Origin of the sequence: Faecalispora jeddahensis, from assembly GCF_000577335.1 — a bacterium.
GTDB classification, from domain to species: Bacteria; Bacillota; Clostridia; order Oscillospirales; family Acutalibacteraceae; genus Faecalispora; species Faecalispora jeddahensis.
Window position 1 is genome coordinate 1 of the sequence record NZ_CBYL010000053.1, and the last position, 17,787, is coordinate 17,787.

General features: G+C 52.8%; 17 protein-coding genes and 1 pseudogene. 10 read left to right on the forward strand and 8 right to left on the reverse strand.

Annotated elements, in window-relative coordinates; genetic code table 11:
* The 3 genes from TY09_RS15410 to TY09_RS15420 form a co-directional block, all read left to right on the forward strand.
* A partial coding sequence (locus tag TY09_RS15410; RefSeq protein WP_042436245.1) for an AAA family ATPase occupies window positions 1-362 on the forward strand: 362 nt, incomplete at its 5' end.
* Window positions 356-1,156, forward strand: coding sequence for a hypothetical protein (locus tag TY09_RS15415; RefSeq protein WP_042436247.1), 801 nt, complete (start codon window positions 356-358; stop codon window positions 1,154-1,156). The genes TY09_RS15410 and TY09_RS15415, both read left to right, overlap by 7 nt.
* Window positions 1,157-1,445: 289 nt before the next feature.
* Window positions 1,446-4,604: an SH3 domain-containing protein gene (locus TY09_RS15420; protein ID WP_042436249.1), complete on the forward strand. Its 3,159-nt coding sequence runs from the start codon at window positions 1,446-1,448 to the stop codon at window positions 4,602-4,604.
* Window positions 4,605-4,725: 121 nt separating this feature from the next.
* On the opposite strand, the gene TY09_RS18425 is transcribed toward TY09_RS15420, so the two are convergent.
* From TY09_RS18425 to TY09_RS15430, 3 genes are all read right to left on the reverse strand, one after another.
* A complete protein-coding gene (locus TY09_RS18425) occupies window positions 4,726-4,869 on the reverse strand; it encodes a hypothetical protein (protein WP_009064021.1) in 144 nt (47 codons plus the stop codon).
* A 20-nt stretch (window positions 4,870-4,889) separates the two neighbouring features.
* Complete coding sequence (locus TY09_RS15425; protein WP_009064234.1) at window positions 4,890-5,453, reverse strand: epoxyqueuosine reductase QueH; 564 nt, start codon at window positions 5,451-5,453, stop codon at window positions 4,890-4,892.
* Between the two features lie 172 nt (window positions 5,454-5,625).
* Entirely contained in the window at window positions 5,626-7,158 is a 1,533-nt protein-coding gene (locus TY09_RS15430; protein ID WP_042436250.1) for a YifB family Mg chelatase-like AAA ATPase, read from the reverse strand.
* Window positions 7,159-7,385: 227 nt separating this feature from the next.
* Here TY09_RS15430 and TY09_RS15435 point away from each other — a divergent pair, with 227 nt between their 5' ends.
* The 6 genes from TY09_RS15435 (at window position 7,386) to TY09_RS15460 (ending at window position 12,054) form a co-directional block, all read left to right on the forward strand.
* A complete protein-coding gene (locus tag TY09_RS15435) occupies window positions 7,386-7,988 on the forward strand; it encodes a sigma-70 family RNA polymerase sigma factor (RefSeq protein WP_242841516.1) in 603 nt (200 codons plus the stop codon).
* A 104-nt stretch (window positions 7,989-8,092) separates the two neighbouring features.
* On the forward strand, window positions 8,093-8,371 hold the full coding sequence (locus TY09_RS15440) for a zinc-ribbon domain containing protein (protein ID WP_009064159.1): 279 nt from the start codon (window positions 8,093-8,095) through the stop codon (window positions 8,369-8,371).
* Window positions 8,372-8,500: 129 nt separating this feature from the next.
* Window positions 8,501-8,704: a DUF1858 domain-containing protein gene (locus TY09_RS15445; protein ID WP_009063525.1), complete on the forward strand. Its 204-nt coding sequence runs from the start codon at window positions 8,501-8,503 to the stop codon at window positions 8,702-8,704.
* 114 nt (window positions 8,705-8,818) lie between these two features.
* Window positions 8,819-9,514: a class I SAM-dependent methyltransferase gene (locus TY09_RS15450; RefSeq protein WP_052335723.1), complete on the forward strand. Its 696-nt coding sequence runs from the start codon at window positions 8,819-8,821 to the stop codon at window positions 9,512-9,514.
* On the forward strand, window positions 9,511-10,287 hold the full coding sequence (locus TY09_RS15455; RefSeq protein WP_042436255.1) for a Nif3-like dinuclear metal center hexameric protein: 777 nt from the start codon (window positions 9,511-9,513) through the stop codon (window positions 10,285-10,287). Before TY09_RS15450 ends, TY09_RS15455 begins: the two co-directional genes overlap by 4 nt.
* 12 nt (window positions 10,288-10,299) lie before the next feature.
* Complete coding sequence (locus tag TY09_RS15460) at window positions 10,300-12,054, forward strand: Rqc2 family fibronectin-binding protein (RefSeq protein WP_042436258.1); 1,755 nt, start codon at window positions 10,300-10,302, stop codon at window positions 12,052-12,054.
* Between the two features lie 48 nt (window positions 12,055-12,102).
* On the opposite strand, the gene TY09_RS15465 is transcribed toward TY09_RS15460, so the two are convergent.
* The 5 genes from TY09_RS15465 to TY09_RS18430 form a co-directional block, all read right to left on the reverse strand.
* The gene (locus tag TY09_RS15465) at window positions 12,103-13,482 is read right to left on the reverse strand and encodes an MATE family efflux transporter (RefSeq protein ID WP_042436260.1); all 1,380 of its coding nucleotides are present in this window, start codon (window positions 13,480-13,482) and stop codon (window positions 12,103-12,105) included.
* Between the two features lie 590 nt (window positions 13,483-14,072).
* Entirely contained in the window at window positions 14,073-14,483 is a 411-nt protein-coding gene (locus TY09_RS15470) for a hypothetical protein (protein WP_009063449.1), read from the reverse strand.
* A gap of 99 nt (window positions 14,484-14,582) precedes the next feature.
* Window positions 14,583-16,259, reverse strand: coding sequence for a recombinase family protein (locus TY09_RS15475; protein WP_042436262.1), 1,677 nt, complete (start codon window positions 16,257-16,259; stop codon window positions 14,583-14,585).
* Window positions 16,260-16,342: 83 nt separating this feature from the next.
* Entirely contained in the window at window positions 16,343-16,606 is a 264-nt protein-coding gene (locus TY09_RS15480) for a DUF6870 family protein (RefSeq protein WP_042436264.1), read from the reverse strand.
* Between the two features lie 152 nt (window positions 16,607-16,758).
* Entirely contained in the window at window positions 16,759-17,241 is a 483-nt protein-coding gene (locus TY09_RS18430) for a hypothetical protein (protein WP_147584713.1), read from the reverse strand.
* Window positions 17,242-17,325: 84 nt separating this feature from the next.
* Here TY09_RS18430 and TY09_RS15485 point away from each other — a divergent pair.
* Window positions 17,326-17,787 (forward strand): annotated as a pseudogene (locus TY09_RS15485) (calcium/proton exchanger); the annotation flags it as partial.

Sequence of the window (17,787 nt, forward strand, 5' to 3'; positions counted from 1 at the left end):
TGTTCCAGCGGCTGGATATTAAAAGTGACGCCAGGCTGAAGACCATGTCGAAGGGCACGAAGGAAAAGGTTCAGCTGATTCTGGTGATGAGCCGCGATGCTTCGCTGTACCTGCTGGATGAGCCGATCGGCGGCGTAGACCCGGCGGCCCGCGACTACATTCTGAACACGATCATTTCGAACTACAGCGAGAATGCAACCGTAATGATTTCCACCCACCTGATCAGCGACGTAGAGAGAATTCTGGACGACATCATTTTCATCAACCAGGGTTCGATCGCGCTGGTTTCCTCGGTGGAAGAAATCCGCGAGAAAAACAATAAGTCCGTGGACGAATTGTTCCGGGAGGTGTTCCGATGCTAGGGCGTTTGCTGAAATACGAAATCAAGTCAACGGCTCGCATTTACCTGCCTTTATATCTGCTGTTGTTTTTGATGGCGGTCATCAATAAGGTTTTCATTTCAATCAATTCCGGATCAATCGATTCCGGAAAATTTGGAATTCCGATCGCGATTTCCATGACGGCATATGTGACCATTGTTGCGGCTATTATTGTGATCACCCTGGTGATGACGATTCAGCGCTTTTACAAGAATCTTCTGCAGGACGAAGGCTACCTGATGTTTACCCTGCCGGTCAGCGTCGATGCCAATATCCTCAGCAAGCTGCTGGCAGCGGTACTTTGGAACATTGCAAGCTTAGTGATTTCGTTCTTTTCCGTGCTCGTGCTGGCGCTCGACCGCGATGCGATGACCGCAATCGTCGAGGGATGGAGAGAGATTCAGGCTTTTCTGGCCACACAGAATGCTATGGTGTATGGAATCCTCTTTCAGAGCATTTTACTTCTTCTGCTGTCACTGGCAGTTGGGATTTTGAACCTGTATGTGGCGATGGCGATCGGTCAGCTGCTGACAAAGCATCGGGTTGCCGGCGCGCTGGGTGCGTTCTTCCTGATCGGGCTGGTAGAGCAGATTATCGCAACGGTTTTTATCAATACCGCTGCAAACAGCGGATGGTTCGACTTCTTTGAGGCGATGCAGCCGGTTGAGCTGACGAATTGGGTTCTGACTGCGCTCAACATTGGGCTGGTGGCTCTTGGCGCAATCTACTATTTCGCCACAAAATATATTCTGAAGAACAAACTGAACCTCGAATAAGCAGCAGTTTGATTCCCCTCCCACTAGTGGGAGGGGAATTTTTTGTATTTTTAGCCGAAAAAACGGGATGGTCATTTCTGGTAGAATTCTTAAGTTTTTCCTGTTTTGGTTGCGAAAGGGCTAACCATGCGGTATAATCGAAAAGAAAGTGGCATTTTGCCACAATTTGTCTGTATGATTCAGATCGATGGATCGCAAAGGCGCACAAAAGCGCAGTACGAATGAATGGTTGAGGAATGAAGAATTTGAATCAGAGAGGGATTAAAAAATGAAGCGAATGAGGCCGTCTGTGACCAAACGTTTTTTTTCGGCAGTACTTTCCGCTGCGGTAACCACTGCGGCGTTTGTCAATATGATGCCGGTGGCAATGGCAGCGCAGGCTACTACAACAGATAAGCTGAATATCAGATCCGGACCGGGAACAAGCTATGAAATCGTGAAAACGATTGATAAAGGAACCGCGGTGGAAACGCTGGATTCCGGGAGCTCCGGGTGGTATAAGATCAAGCTTGCCGACGGAACGCAGGGGTATTGCAGCTCGCAGTATCTGCAGGTTTTGTCTTCCGGCAGCTCGAGCAGCTCCGGCAGTTCCGCGTCCGCCAACACCAGCGGGTCATCTTCCACCTATGGCACTTTGACGCTCGACACCCGCAGCTATACCATGGCCCCGGGCAATATTTATGATTTTCGGGCAAAGGTAGAGGGCATGGGTCTGACGCAGGCCGATGTAAACGTGTATTCCTCCCGTACCGGTATCGCAACCGTCACGCGTGTGGCGGGAACGGATAAATACCGGGTCACCGCCAAGGGAGAGGGCGTTTGCTATGTGGTGGCGGAGGTTGCCGGGGTGCATGCCTCTATTAAAATCACCGTGCAAAAGGGTGTAAAGGCGTGGGGAGAATCCACTCGTTCCATCTCCCTGCTGGGGGATCATCCGGACAGGCCGTCCGGCGGGGATACCCCTTCCGGCGGGCAGACCAGCGCGATCACACTCGATACAAAGAGCTATCAGTTTGCCTCCGTCGGTAAGGTCTATCAGTTTTTGGCAAAGGGAATTGCAAGCGGAAGCAGCCCTACGGTGACTTCCTCCAATCCGTCGGTTGTCAGCGTTTCTTTGAAGAATGCCAATGATCCCCGCGGGTACTTATACGAAATCAAAGCGGTTTCGGCAGGCTCTGCCGTGATTACCGTCAGCAGCGGAAGCGCTTCCGCACAATTGACCGCTACCGTGCCGGGTTCCGGCGGCTCCGGCGGGCAGACCGGTGCGATCACACTCGATACGAAAAGCTATCAGTTTGCCTCCGTCGGCAAGGTCTATCAGTTTTTGGCAAAGGGAATTGCAAGCGGAAGCAGCCCAACGGTGACTTCCTCCAATCCGTCGGCTGTCAGCGTTTCTTTGAAGAGCGCCAACGATCCTCGCGGGTACTTATATGAAATCAAAGCGGTTTCGGCAGGCTCCGCCGTGATTACCGTCAGCAGCGGAAGTGCTTCCGCACAGCTGACCGCTACCGTGCCGGGTTCCGGCGGCTCCGGCGGACAGACCAGCGCGTTTACCCTGGATACATCAAGCTATGCCTTTTCCTCCGTCGGCAGTGTGTATCAATTCCTGGCAAAGGGGATTGCAAGCGGAAGCAGCCCAACAGCCACTTCTTCCGATTCCTCGGTCGTCAGCGTTTCCCTGAAGAACGCCAACGATTCCAGGGGATATCTGTATGAGATCAAAGCCGTTTCGGCGGGTTCCGCCGTTATCACCGTTACCAGCGGCAGCTTTACCGCCTTTCTGACGGCGACTGTGTCGGACTCCGGCGGCTCCGGAGGCGGCAGCACTGAAATTACGGGCGCCAGAACCACAACCGACGTGAATCTGCGCAGCGAGCCGAATACCAACTGCTCGGTACTGGTGACTCTGAGTCCCGGTGTAGTCGTAACGGTTTTGGACACTGCTTCTTATCCTGACTGGACAAAAGTGAGAACGGCCGACGGTAAAGTGGGTTACCTTTACAATGACTACATAGAGTATTTGTACGGCAACGATGGCACTCAGGTTTCCGGCCTGACGCTCTCGCACACCTCGGGGACGATTCCAAAAGGAAAGAGCTATTATGTCAAAGCTTCGGTGTCCCCCACGGGCACTGCTGTGACATGGACCTCCAGCAACACCAATGTTGCAACCGTCAGCAACGGCTTTATTTACGGCAATCAGCCCGGCAGTGCGGTCATCACCGCGAAAGCGGGTTCCAAAACAGCAACCTGCAATGTAACCGTCACAGCGGCGGACCCGGTGAAAACAGCTTATACCACTCCCAATGTGGCCGGGATCGGCCAGCAGGTCGAGCTGGTCGCGGTAACGGATAACACCCGTTCCTCCGTGCGTTTTGTGGTTTCCATGAACGACGGCACGACGAAAACGCTCGATGTCGGAAACTACACGACCGAGAACTCCACCAACGGCAATCTGGCCCCGAACTACACCCGCGTTTGGAAAACGGCGGTCACGTTCTCTTCTCCCGGTACCTATCAGGTTGCGGTTTATTCCTCCACAGGCGGCTCCAGTTACAGCAGCACGGGAGCAACCACCAGCAGCTTTGTCGTCAGCACACAGGAGAAAACCTCCTCCACGCGCGAAAACCGCCGTGTCAGTGACGAAATGCTTGCGCTGATCGGCAAGTGGGAGGGTTATAGCGCCGCTGTTTACCCTGATACACTGGCGAACAATATTCCGACCATCGGCTATGGACAAACCTTTGGCGCAGGTGCGCTGTTCTATAACAACCAGACAAAGACAGAAGCCTGGGCCCAGCTGCTTAATTCTGTCAACGGTTCTTATACGCAGGCGGTCAATACCTTCCTCGCAAATAATAACATCAAAGCCAATCAGCAGAACTTCGACGCGATGGTCAGCTTCTCTTACAATGTGGGGGCGGGCTACTGGAGCGGCTCCAGCGCGTTTGACATCCGAGAGATCATGCTGAACTCTGTGGTTCCTCCGACGATTCCCGCAGGCGGACTTTCCGCATCGGCTACTTTGAATTTTGATCTGTTCCCTTCCGCCAGTTCGGGGGGCGGGCGGCTGACGGAGGTAGCGGCCTCCACATCCCTGCAGGTGCTGCAGACGACGGTGGATGCTTCCACGAAGTCGGTTTGGTATCAGGTGCAGACGCCGGACGGAACCGTTGGCTGGGCGCGCTCCGGAGCGATCCGATTCAGCAACGCGGCAAGCATGCAGCGTGATCTGAGCTATACCGACGCCTATGCAATGGCGACGGAGTGGCTGCGCTGGAATCAGGCGGGCGGCAAGGTCTACGCAGGCCTGGTGTACCGCCGTCTGGGAGAAACAAAAGTATTCTCCTTCGGCAACTATACAGAGGCTGACAGCGCCAATGCCAATTACAAGAAGAACACCTACGGCTACACATACCCGGTTTCCGCACAGCCGTACGAGCAATAAAATAATCCAGATGAACAAAACAGCCCTGCCGGACTTTCTCCGGCAGGGCTGTTTTTAGGATCGTAAAAAAGGAAGAGTGTTGAGTTTACAGCACTCTTCCTTAGTTTGTTCAAAAATCCATTTATCGCAATAGTTCCGCTGAATAACTTACTGCGCTGCGAAGCGATTCAAAACCGGCCTGAATCGAATTCGCGATCAGGATACCGGCAATCACAATGGCTGCAGCAATGAATAAACTACCGATTACTGTCTGATAATTTTTCATTTGATGTTACTCCTTCGGTTTCAGAGCGCCTGCACGGCCTCTTTCTTTTTCTTCGGCTTTTTGCGATAGCGATCCTCTTCGCTGAAAACGCAGCCGCAGTATTTTTGCATATACAATCCCTTTTCTCGGGCCTTTTCCTGGCCTTCGCGAAAATAGGGGCGGAAATCGCGGTACAGAAACTCTACGCCGTATTTTTCGGCGCTTTGTTCCATGGTTTCCCGCAGCAGCTCATGATTCTGATAAGGGCTGATGAGCAGGGTAGAGGTAAAGCTGTCAAAGCCGTGCTCTGCGGCGTAGGCCGCGGCGGCCTCAGCGCGGACAGAATAGCAGTATCCGCAGCGGTGGTCAAAATCGGGAGAAACATTGCGGATAAACTCGCGCAGGCCGTAGTCGCCCTCCAGTATCAGTTCCATCTCTACATCCTTCGCGTGCTGGACCAGTGCCTCCTTACGGCTTCTGTACTCCGTATAGGGGTGGATGTTCGGATTGAACCAAAAGCCGACAGGCTCAATCGCTTCACTGCGCAGAGTTTCAATGCACATGATGGAACAGGGAGCGCAGCAGATATGCAAAAGTGTTTTCATGATCGTCACCTGGTTTTTCTAAGAATATGGAGCATGCCGATGTCGGATGCTCGAATGATTCTTATTATACACCGGTACGGCGGCTGAATCAATCTTGTTTCTCACGCAGAATCTTTTGCCACAGAGTTTGTGCTCAGGATTGGTAATGAGCCTGCACGTTTCCTTTTGGTTTTCAGGGTGCGTTCCAGTATTTTCGGTCCAGTGCGCGGTACTGCACCGCTTCGGCCGCGTGACGCGGTTCGATGGTGTCGCAGTTGTCCAGATCCGCGATGGTGCGGGAGATTTTCAGCACCCGGTCAAATGCTCTGGCCGAAAGGCCCAGGCGCTCAAACGCCGTTTTGAGCAGCGTCTGCGCGCCCGGGCTCAGGCGGCACACCTCATGCAGCAAATCCGGCGTGATGCGGGCGTTGCAGGTGATGCCCGTGCCGCGAAAGCGCTGGTTCTGGCGTTCCCGCGCTGCGTTGACCCTTTCCCGGATTCTCGCGGAGCTTTCCGCCTTATCGCCCGAAGAGAGCACGTCAAACTCTACGGGCGGAACCTCGACGTGTAAATCCAGGCGATCGAGAAGCGGCCCGGATATTTTGCCAAGATAACGGTCCACCGCGCTCGGCGAGCAGACACAGGCCCTTGTGGGGTGTCCGAAATAACCGCAGGGGCAGGGATTCATCGCGGCCACCAGCATGATCGAGCTGGGGTAGGTGACACTGCCGCTGACCCGCGAGATGGTGACGGTCCCATCCTCCAGCGGCTGGCGAAGTACCTCCATGGTGTCGCGGTGGAATTCGGGCAGCTCATCCAAAAAGAGCACGCCATTGTGCGCAAGCGAGATTTCTCCGGGGCGCACGACCGTACCTCCGCCGGAAAGCCCGGCCGGGGATATCGTGTGATGCGGCGCGCGGAAGGGCCGTTCCCACATCAGGGTGCTTTCCCCGGGAAGCGTGCCGGCCACGGAATAAATCTGGGTGGTGGTGATGGCTTCCTCTAAGGTCATGTCCGGCAGAATCGACGGAACGCGCTTTGCGAGCATGCTTTTCCCCGAACCGGGCGGGCCGATCAAGAGCACGTTGTGGCTCCCGCTGGCCGCGATCTCCAAAGCGCGTTTGGCAGCTTCCTGCCCGCGCACCTCCGAGAAATCCGGCAGGGGAAAGGCGGTGTTCCTGCCGGAAAACGGATCGGATACGCATGGGGAAATCAGGCGCTGCCCTGTCAGGTGCATCACCAACGAACGGATGTCCGTCACGGGATAAACCCGAAGCCCTTCCACCACAGCGCCCTCCGGCGCGTTTTCTGCGGGAACGAAAAAGTCGGTGATTCCGGCCTGCTTTGCGGCCAGCGCCATGGGCAGAATTCCCTTTACGGGCCGCACCTCGCCGGAAAGCGACAGTTCCCCCACCATGGCGCAGTGCTCTGCATCCCCCTCCAGCTGGCCGGAGGCATACAGCAGAGCGGCCAGCACCGGCAGATCGTAAATCGGCCCCTCTTTTCGCTTGTCGGCCGGCGCCAGGTTCACCGTGATTTTCGATACCGGGTAGGTGAACCCGCAGTTTTTCAGCGCGGCCCGAACCCTGTCGCGCGATTCTTTCACCGCGGCGTCAGGCAGTCCGACCACTTCAAAAGAGGGAAGCCCATTGGAAAGATCGGCCTCCACTTTTACCATAAATGCATTCATTCCATGCAGCCCCAGGCTGTGAAGAAAGGATACCAAAAAAATCCCCCCTAAATATCTTCTTCATTATATCGGAATTTTTTTGCTTTTTCCATAAAATGGGAAATAATTGCACGACAAAAATCAAAATAATTGTCGCAAAAAGAGATATTTTGTGCGTGTAATACTATTTTAACAACGAAAGAACAAAAATTTTTGTAATTTTTATTGACTTTACTAATAGGATCGAGTAAAATGAGTGTTGTAGAGAATCGCTGATACCTGAGGTGCTTATTTTGTTTGATCTATTGCCGGAATTTTCCGATCAGCAAGTGGCAGAGCTTGTGAACGAAGGGAACACAGATGCCTTTGTTGAATTGACAGCCCGTTACATGGGGTTGATTCGTGGAAAAGCTTCCGCCTTCCGTGGGGTACCCATTGAGCCCGAGGACTTATATCAGGAGGGCCTGTTGGGGTTGCTTCACGCAGCACACAGCTATAAAGCCAGTGGTTCCGCCAGTTTTAAGACATACGCAGGAGTTTGCATTTACCATCAGATGGTAACGGCGTGCCGGTCGGCACTCAGCCGAAAAAATCTTCCTTTACATAATTTCGTTTCTTTTCATGATGCAGAGCAGGACGACAGCTGGACAGCCTCGTTCCTGTCCGACCAGATTGCCAATCCCGAAACATTGTTGATTGACAGAGAGAACCTCGAAGGGCTCAGGGCCCGCATCAATCAGAGCTTGTCTAAAATGGAGCAGGAAGTGCTGTTTTTATATTTAAATGGCTGTACGTACCAAGAGATCGCGCAAAAGCAGGCTGTTTCTGTGAAAGCGGTGGATAATGCGATTCAGCGGGTACGAAAAAAACTGAAAAACCCATTTTAGAATCTCTATGCCCGGGTAGCTTACGTAGAGCGTTGGTAATCAAAGGAGTCGGTGCGAATCCGTCTAAGGGCAAATATCTTTAATTCAAAGCGAGGTAAAATCAAATGTACGAGGACAAGACTCTCACATGCAAGGAATGCGGTGCGGAATTTGTATTTACTGCCGGCGAGCAGGAGTTTTATGCGGCGAAAGGCTTTGTAAATGAGCCCCAGCGCTGCAAGAGCTGCCGCGATGCCCGTAAGAATGCAGCCAAACCGGAACGTGAAATGTTTGTGGCCACCTGCGCTTCCTGCGGAAAAGAAGCGAAGGTTCCGTTTAAGCCCCGTGAGGATCGCCCGGTTTACTGCAGCGAGTGCTTTGCAAAGATGAGAGAAGAAGGCTGATAAAAGCGAGCGATTAACGCCCCTCGCGCTCTGCGCGGGGGCGTTATTTTTGTATATTGGGACAGGGATTGATTTTTTTTCTTCCGGGTATTATAATAAAAAAAGAATTCAAAAACGGAGGAAATTCCTATGACAAAGATTACAAAGGATACCGTGATCGGCGATATTCTTGATTTAGATCAATCCACCGCACCTTTCTTTTTGGAGATGGGCATGCACTGCCTTGGCTGCCCGGCCTCCCGCGGGGAATCGATTCAGGAAGCCTGCATGGTACACGGAGTAGACCCCGACGCGCTTGTAGAAAAGCTGAACGCCCATTTGGGTGCGAAATAAGCAAACAGGCCAAATGCCGCCCGGCAGTTACTTTGCCCGGGCGGTTCTTTTATCCGGCGAAGCGGCGGCTTTTCACAGAGCTTTGTTATGCCGGAAGATCGGGGAGGGAATTGTGTGAGCAGACCATTATTTCAGCTGGACCCAAGGCTTCAGCTCTGCGCGAATTTTGTCCGGCCGGGGGCCAGAATGGCCGATATCGGCACAGATCACGCCTATCTGCCCGTGTGGCTCGAAAAGCAGGGGAGAATCCAGTCGGCAGTGGCTGCAGATGTCCGCACCGGGCCGCTGGCCAAAGCAGAGGAAAATCTGAAACGCTACCAAACAGAGAATATCTCGGTGCGCCTGTCGGACGGCCTTGAGAAAATCCAGCCGGAAGAAGCGGAGGACATCGTCATCGCGGGCATGGGCGGCGAGCTGATCGCGCAAATCCTGTCCGGTGCGCCGTGGGTCAGGCAGGAGGAACGCCGCCTGATTCTGCAGCCGATGACCTGTGCGCCGGAGCTTCGGGACTATCTGCGGCAAAACGGTTTTGCCGTTCTGCGGGAAGAAGCGGTGGAGTCGCGCGGGCATGTGTACAGTGTGATGCTGGTGTGCTGGCAGCCCGGGCAGCCGCAGACGGGGGAGCTGTATCCTTATATCGGTATGCTTCGCCCCGATACTGCCGCGGCCCGTACTTATATCAAAAAGCAGAGCGCCGCGCTGCGGGTGCGCGGGAACGGCCTGAGCGCGAAAGACCCCAAAGAGGCGCAGCGGCTTCTGCGGGTGGCAGATCAGCTGGAACGCCTGATTCCAAAGGAGGACTTGAAATGAAAATGGTTACTGCCGGCGATATTTATGACTTCTTAAATGTATGCGCTCCCTTTGAAACGGCGATGAGCTTCGACAATGCCGGTTTCCTCGTGGGGGAACGAGAGACTCCTGTTTCCGCCGTACTGCTGGCGCTCGATATTACGCCCGATGTGGTAGGGGAGGCGGCCCGGCTGGGAGCCGAGCTGATCATCAGCCATCATCCGGTCATTTTTCAGCCGCTTCGCCGTATGGGCCCGCAGGACGTGCCGTATCTTCTGGCACAGCACGGCATCGGGGCGATCTGCGCCCACACCAATCTCGATCTCGCGCCGGGCGGCGTGAACACCTGCCTGGCGGAGGCTTTGGGTCTGGAAGATATCCACGGTGTCAAACCATACGGAGCAAATGGGCTGTGGGAAGGTCTCATCGGGAATCTGCCGCGCAGTAATTCTCCGGCGGAATTTGCGGAATATGTCAAACAGGCCCTGAACTGCGGTGGGCTGAAATATGTGGACGGAGGAAAGCCCGTGCAAACGGTCGCTTTGTGCGGCGGCGCGGGTGCCGATCTTCTGGAGGATGCGGTGCAGGCCGGCGCAGATGTGTTTGTCACGGCGGACACCAAGCATCATCAGCTGCTTTTGGCAAAGCAGCTTGGCATCACCTTGGTGGATGCCGGTCATTTCAACACGGAGGACGTTGTGATTCTGCCGCTGAAGGAAAATCTGCAGGAACAGTTCCCAACCGTGCATTTTCAAAAATCAGAGGTGCTGTGTGATCCCGCACAATACCTGTAAGGAGGTGCCCCAATGGCTTTGGACGGGGCTTTTTTAAGACATTTATCACGGGAGCTGGAACAGGCGTCGCAGGGGGCCAGGGTAGAGAAAATCTATCAGCCCAATCGGGAAGAGATGGTCTTTCTGCTGCGTACCCGGTCGGAGCAGTTTAAGCTTTTGATTTCTGCCCGCGCCAACAGCGCCCGGATTCATTTTACACGGTTTGTACCGGAAAACCCGAAGCAGCCGCCCATGCTGTGCATGCTGATGCGCAAGCGCCTTTCCGGCGCCAAGCTGCTACAGATTCGTCAGCCGCAGCTGGAACGGCTGCTCTTTCTGGATTTTGAAGCCGTCAACGAGCTGGGCGATCTTGTCCGCCTGACCGTGGTTTCCGAGATCATGGGGCGGTACAGCAATATCATTTTGGTAGACGAAGAGGGTCGGATCATCGATGCGCTCAAGCGGGTCGATGACGAAATGAGCTCGGAACGGCTGGTTCTGCCGGCCTTGTGGTACGAGCTGCCGCCGGCGCAGGGAAAGCTGTGCCTGCTGGAAACACAGCCGCAGCAGGTGCTGGCCGCTCTTCTTGCCCAGCCGAAGGAGATGGAGCTCTCAAAGGGGCTTCTTTCTGTTTTGCAGGGGGTGTCGCCCATTGTCTGCCGCGAGATACAGCACCGCGTTGGCCATGGGGAACAGGTGCTGGTTCACGGGATGACCGATTCGCAAAAGGAACGCCTATTGTTCTTTTTGGGCCGCCTGAAGCAGGAGGTGGAGGAGTGCTCCGGCGTACCGCATCTCGTTTTAGGGCCGGATAAAAAGCCGATGGACTTTTCTTTTCTCCGCCCAGAGCAATACGGTACGTCTGCCGTTGTGCGGGAGCACGCTACCTTCTCAGAGCTTTTGGACGCTTTTTACGAGGAGCGCGACCGCATCGATCGCATGCGGATTCGGGAGCAGGATCTGCTCCGGCACCTGACGACGATCTCCGACCGGCTCAGCAGAAAAATCAACGCCCAGCGCGGCGAGCTAGCACAGTGCGCCGAACGGGAGCATCTGCGCGTCTGCGGAGATTTGCTCAACGCCAATCTGTATCAGATCGAGCCGGGCCTGTCCAGTGTGGAGCTGGAGAATTTTTATGAGGAATCCCTGCCGAAGCTGCGTATCCAGCTTGACCCGCGGCTCACGCCCTCACAGAACGCCCAGAAGTATTATAAAGATTACCGCAAGGCGCGTACGGCCGAGGAGAAGCTGACGGAGCAGATTGCACAGGCACAGCAGGAGCTTTCATATCTCGACACGGTTCTGGAGGAATTGAGCCGTGCGGAAACGGAGCGCGATCTGATCGAGATTCGCCAGGAGCTGCAGGAGCAGGGCTATTTAAAGGCTCCCAAGGGGAGCAAGCAGCGCCCGGCGGCCACCGCCGCGCCGATGGAATTTACCGTTTCTGATGGATTCCGGGTGCTGGTGGGCCGAAACAACAAGCAGAACGACCGATTGACGCTGAAGCTTGCCAATAACAACGACATCTGGTTTCATACCAAGAACATTCCCGGCTCGCACACCATTCTGGTGACGGACGGCAGAACGCCTACGGAAAGCGCCCTGCTGGATGCCGCGCGCCTTGCAGCGGCACACAGCAAAGGGAAATCCTCTTCTCAGGTGCCGGTGGATTACACACAGGTACGCCATGTGCACAAGCCGGCCGGGGCGAAGCCCGGCATGGTCATCTACGAAAATTACCACACAATGTATGTAACGCCGGAAGAAAAAAAGCCATGGCCACCTTGATCGGTGGTCATGGCTTTTTTTATCTTTCTTTCAAACTGGCCTTTTAAATCAGCTTTCACTTTCCACGACTTCGTTGGCTGCGGCGTTGTCTGTTTGTACGGTCGCATCTTCCAACCGTTTCGCTCGCTGCACCAATATCTGCGAAATGATCAGGTGGCATAGCTCACCGAGGAAGAAAGCGAGATAAAGGCCTTTTCCCGTAAACAGAAAGACGGATACAATCAGAAAAATCTGGATAAACCCGATGCACCGCAGCAGAGAGATCACGGAAGAAAAGGCGTTCTGCTCTGTTGTCTGAAAGAACAGAATGTTCATCATTGTAATTCCAACGGGGATATACGCCAATGGATAAAAACGGAGCATGTGGCTGGTCAGCGCGGTTAATTCAGGGTTTCCCGCCCGGAACAGCGAAACGATTCCATTACTGAAAATGAGGCAGAAGAAGACCAATATCAACGGGGTGATAATATTGGTACGCAGCCCAAGGTAATAGATATGCGTAAAAGCCCGCTTGTTTCCCTGGCCGTGGTAGAGGCTCATCAGTGGCTGTGCACCCTGCGTAACGCCGATCAAAACCATATTGATGATAGCGCAGACATAACCGACAATGGAATACGCTGTCACGCCAAGTGTCCCTACGATATAAATGATCGCAAGATTAAAAGAGAACGTAACGGCGGGCAGGCTGAACTCCATAAGAAAGGTAGCAAAGCCGTTGCTCGCGATCCGTTTGATGTCCGGAAGATGAAAGGCGGGCTTTCTGATCCGGAGCGCGCCCTTCTTGCCGGCAAAGTGGGTCACATAAAAGGTAAGCTCCACCAGCATCCCAATGCCGTTTGTTATGGCGGCCGCTTCAATCCCGTAATGAAGAACCAGGATAAAGAGGACATCAAGGGCAGCGTTAATGATGGCACCGGTAGAAGTCGCCACCATGACAAGTCTGGGGGCGTCATCATTGCGCACAAAGACGGAAAGCGAGCAGACGATCATTTGAAACAGGAAAAACGCCGACATCCATTTCATATATGCCGCTGCGGAGGGCAGCAGCGCCTCGTTGGCTCCTGCGAGCACAACCAATTGTTCCCGCAAAAAGAATCCCAAAAGAGCCATTATGGTGCCGATGGCAAAGGCAAGCGTCAAGCACTGGCAGAAAATATTGTTTGCTTTGTCCAGCTCACCCTGTCCTTTGTAAAAAGAGTATACATTGGCACCGCCTACCGCGATCAGCATGGCCAGGGCGATAACGATCATGCCGAATGGGAATACAATGTTGATTGCAGCCAGTGCGATTTCTCCAATGCCCTGCCCGACAATAATGCCGTCCAAAACAGTATAAAGTGCCTGAACGACCATACCGATGACAGCAGGAATGACGTACTTGATAAATTGTTTGTTGATGGGTTTCAGATCTGTGTTTTGAATATCCATACTATCCTTGCCTTCCACTAAAATGAATCTTAATAATGAAGAGATGCCAGTGATACGAGTGCACAAGCTTTGCCGTCAATCCATCTTCCGTATGAAAAAAAGCCAGACAAAATACCGGGAAGCATCCCGACATCTTATCTGGCCTTGTTCTCACAAAAAGCCCTCCGATGAAGCTCTCAAATTTCAAATGAATCTGAGTTCATATTTTATTATGGGTATGTAACGTGATAAAAGCACAAAGCTTTTATTTACGATATAAAATGATGATAGCACAAATTCAGATGCAGATGGATCACATTTTTCCCAGAAAGCGAAAATATCGGTCCGGTGCTTCCATACTCCCTCAGGCAACAAAAGCTTTGCTTTTTTATGCCGTGGGGTCATTATAGCATCGACTACAAAAATAGTCAACAATCTTCAGGCAGGAAGATAAAGCTGTATGGAACGATCCAATGAAAGCATCTTCCTGATGAGGGACCGATCAGGAAATAAAAAGCGACGCCTCCGAAAAAACTTTCGGAGGCGTCTGATTACCTGATTTTTACGTTGCGGCAATCATCTGTGACGTGAATCATGCGCGTATGCGTTGATTACGTGAGACCGATGATGACCAGATTCGCCTGAACATCTGAGGTGCCGTAGCTTACCGTGGCGCCGCTGTTGTTGAACAGAGAGAATGTGGTAGGAGTTCCGGTAACAGTCAGCAAAACGCTTCCGTTCAGCTGCAGAGTAGTCACCGGGGACGGAGAAGAGGCAAAAACAGACGGGAAAACACTGCCGCTTAATACTCTGATACCAAAGTTTACGGTAGTTTCCGCTCCGGCTCCATCGGTATTTACCCACCACGAAATAAGATAATTGCCCGGCTGCTGCACAAAGAAGGTTCCGGTTCCGGCATTGTAGGTGATATTTGCGGACGGCGAATTGATTACAGTATCAAACAACACGTTGACGTTGTTTGCCACTGTTCCGCCGCTGCTCCCCTGAAGCTGAACCTGCACGCCGTCAAGAACGGCTTCTGCGGCGGCTCCGGTTGGTCCAGTCGGGCCGGTCGGGCCGTTCCTATTCAGAAAACAAGCGGCCTTTTCATTGACGGGGCTTTATCCTGCTCCCGAATGGCGGTTGGCCTCTATGGATTCCTCCATCCGGCGGATCTCGTCGCTGTGTTTCAGTCTGACGCTGATACTGCCGTTTTCAAACACCTGGATATGATCAACCAGTTCAATCAAAATGTCCCTCGTCAATTTGTCGATATTTTCGTATTTCCTGTAAGCCGTCAAAACGGGATTTTCCGTGCCCGCGCTCTTTTCAAGCTCCGCCCGTTCCGCCGTCAGATTTTCGATAGCGGCGTCGATATTCTCCATTTGCCGCTCGTAGTCCTCGTACATCTGGCGGTAGTCCTTGTACGTAAGGTTTCCGTCCTTCCAGTCCTGATAAAGCGATTGCTTGTAGCGCGTGACTTTGGCAAGCTCCCTTCCCTTTGCGGCGATCAAACCGTCCAGTTTGCTTGACTGGCTCTTTTTCAGCGGGGCTTTGTCAATGTGTGCCATAACCTCTGTATAGGCATCGGCCATATACACCTGCTGCTGAATCACATACAAAACCGCCGCTTCCAAAAGGTTGTGCTTGATGGAGTGTTTTGTGCAGGCGGCTTTGGATTGTTCCTTGTAAGTTCGGCAAAAGTAGTATACCGTACCTTTGACCTCGCTTCTGCACATGGATTTGCCGCAATCGGCGCAGCGCAGAAAACCGCTGAACAGATAGAGCTTCTTTTTCCCGGGAGCCATTCGCGTGTCGCGTTTTAACAGCTCCTGCACCTGAGCAAACCGTTCCCGGTCGATGATGGGTTCATGGGTGTTTTCAACGATAAACCACTCCTCTTCGGGAACAGCGTCCTGAATATGGATTTTGTAGCTCCGTACCCGGTAGCGGCCCTGCACCATGTCACCGACATACAGGCGGTTTTTCAGCATTTGTGTGACGGTTTTTGCGTTCCACAGCGGCTGATTCCCGGCGTTAGGGTTTTTATATTTCATGCCCTTGCTCCGCTTATATAGAGAAGGGCATAATACGCCGCGTTCGTTCAGTGTTTGCACAATGGCATTTTTGCTTATTCCGTCCAGAAACCATGAAAAGATGTCCCGCACGACCTCGGCGGCTTCCTCGTCGATCACCAGCGCGTTTTTGTCCTCCGGGTTCTTCTTGTATCCATAGGCAGCGAAGGAACCGATATGCAACCCTTTTTCCCGTTTCTTGTCAAAGACCTTGCGTACGTTTTCCGACGTGTCCTTTGCGTGGCTTTCATTCAGAACGCCCTGTACGGGAACGCCGATATTCGTTGCGCCGTAGGGGTCTTTGTACGTATCGATCGGCTGCTGGTAGAGTGAGACGAACCGCACCTGATGAATAACGAACCAATCTTCCAAATAGTAGCCCTGGTCGGCATGGTTCCTGAAGCTGCGGGCCAGATTTTTCACAACGACGCAGTTGATCTTTCCGGCCTCAATAAATCGGAGCAACCTTTGAAAATCCGGGCGTTCCTCATCGGTGGTGCCGCTTACTCCGTCATCGACGAATTCATCCACCAATACGTATTTGTCGTCGTCGAATTGATTGTTGAGCCAGTCTGTCAGGATAAGCCGCTGATTATGAACGCTCTCGGATTCGTCGTTTCCCCGGGAATCCTCACGGGACAGCCGGATGTAAAACCCGACATACCAGGTTTTGCTTTTGCTTGCTTTCGGCAGAATCTCATACCGGGCCTTCGGCCTTGCCATAGTTCCTCCTTTCCTGCTTCATTATACCGAAAAATGCTGTTCGGGCATAAAGGCAGCAATGCTTCGCCGCTTTGAAAAAGAGGTCACAGGCCGCTTTTCTTGCGCAGCAGGAAGTTCGTCAGCAGCTCACAAAGCGTTGGGCCGTCGTCGGTAAACTCTACCTGAACGCCTAAATCGCCATATCGAAAGCAGTATGGATTTTTCGTGCGTTCAATGACCTGTTCTATGCGCTCCCGTTTGGAAAGGCTGTTATCAAATGGAAAACCTTGTACGTCCACAAGCGCATTCTTATCGATTGCCCGAATATCTGCGCTTTGCATGGAGTTGATTTGTTCTATCGATATCATAATCATGCTTCCCCCTTGATACGAGCATGATTCATCTGTATGCTCCTTTCGGATTGTCCTATGAAGAGTGGGGAAGAGCGGCGCCCCAAGCCCTTTTAGAACAGCGAATTTAAAATAGAAGCGTATCGCCATCATGGCATTGGATGTTTCTCTCAACCCATAAGCGCCAAGAGTGCCGATGGATCGGAAGACCCGGCAGGGCCGTGCGGCTGACGATGAACACACCAGCTTGGAGGGCATTTTGCCGGTGGCAATGCCGCCGCCAGAGCCGCGGCTGTGATTTTAACTGTGGTGCGGACAAGCATGCTGCCAAGTCCATTGAAGAGTATTTCCGTAACAAAATTAAAAAATCTGTATAGAATAAAGTGTTTGATCAGTTTAGCATAGGCCAGAGAAAGCCTGATCGGAAAGAAGCATTTTGCCGGCCTTGCGCTTTTTGAACAAGGCCGGCTTGAACGCGCGGATACGGTATGCGTAAAGAGAAATAACAGCTCTTGCCGCGGGCGAAACGCTCCGGTAAATCCTGCATGCACGCCTGTATTTCCAGCGGCTGTTGTGTGCAGCGTGAACGGATTGTTTTCGGCTGTGTAGCCGTCTAGTGCTTCTTTCCCGCGGTAGCTCCCTGATTTTTTCATTGTTTATCTATCGTTCTATGTAAATGTTTTTCAGTTCTTCGAACTTGAAAACATGCTTTGAACATTCCAAAAAGGAGAATGACGATGAAGTATTTGTATTGGCTGTTGGTTTTTATCCCGATCACTCTTGTTGCAAGGTTTGGACTCCACTTAAGCGATGGTATCGTATTCTGCCTCTGCTGCGCCGGCATCATTCCTCTGGCCGCCGTGCTGGGGGATTCGACCGAACAGATCAGCCTGTACACCGGCCCAAAGATCGGCGGATTTTTGAACGCTACCATGGGGAACGTGCCGGAAATCCTGATCTGCGGATTTGCCGTCAAGGCGGGAATGTATTCTCTGGTACTTACAAGCCTTGCGGGGTCCATGCTTGGCAACATTCTGCTTGTGATGGGAATGAGTATTTTTGTTGGGGGGTTAAAATATAAAATTATGCCCGTCAGCAAGAACATTGTCAAAAATAATTTCGATCTGCTTGGTTTCGCACTCTTCAGCATCATTGTTCCGTTTTTCTTTAAATTCGGGAGCAGGGGAGGGGAGGATCCT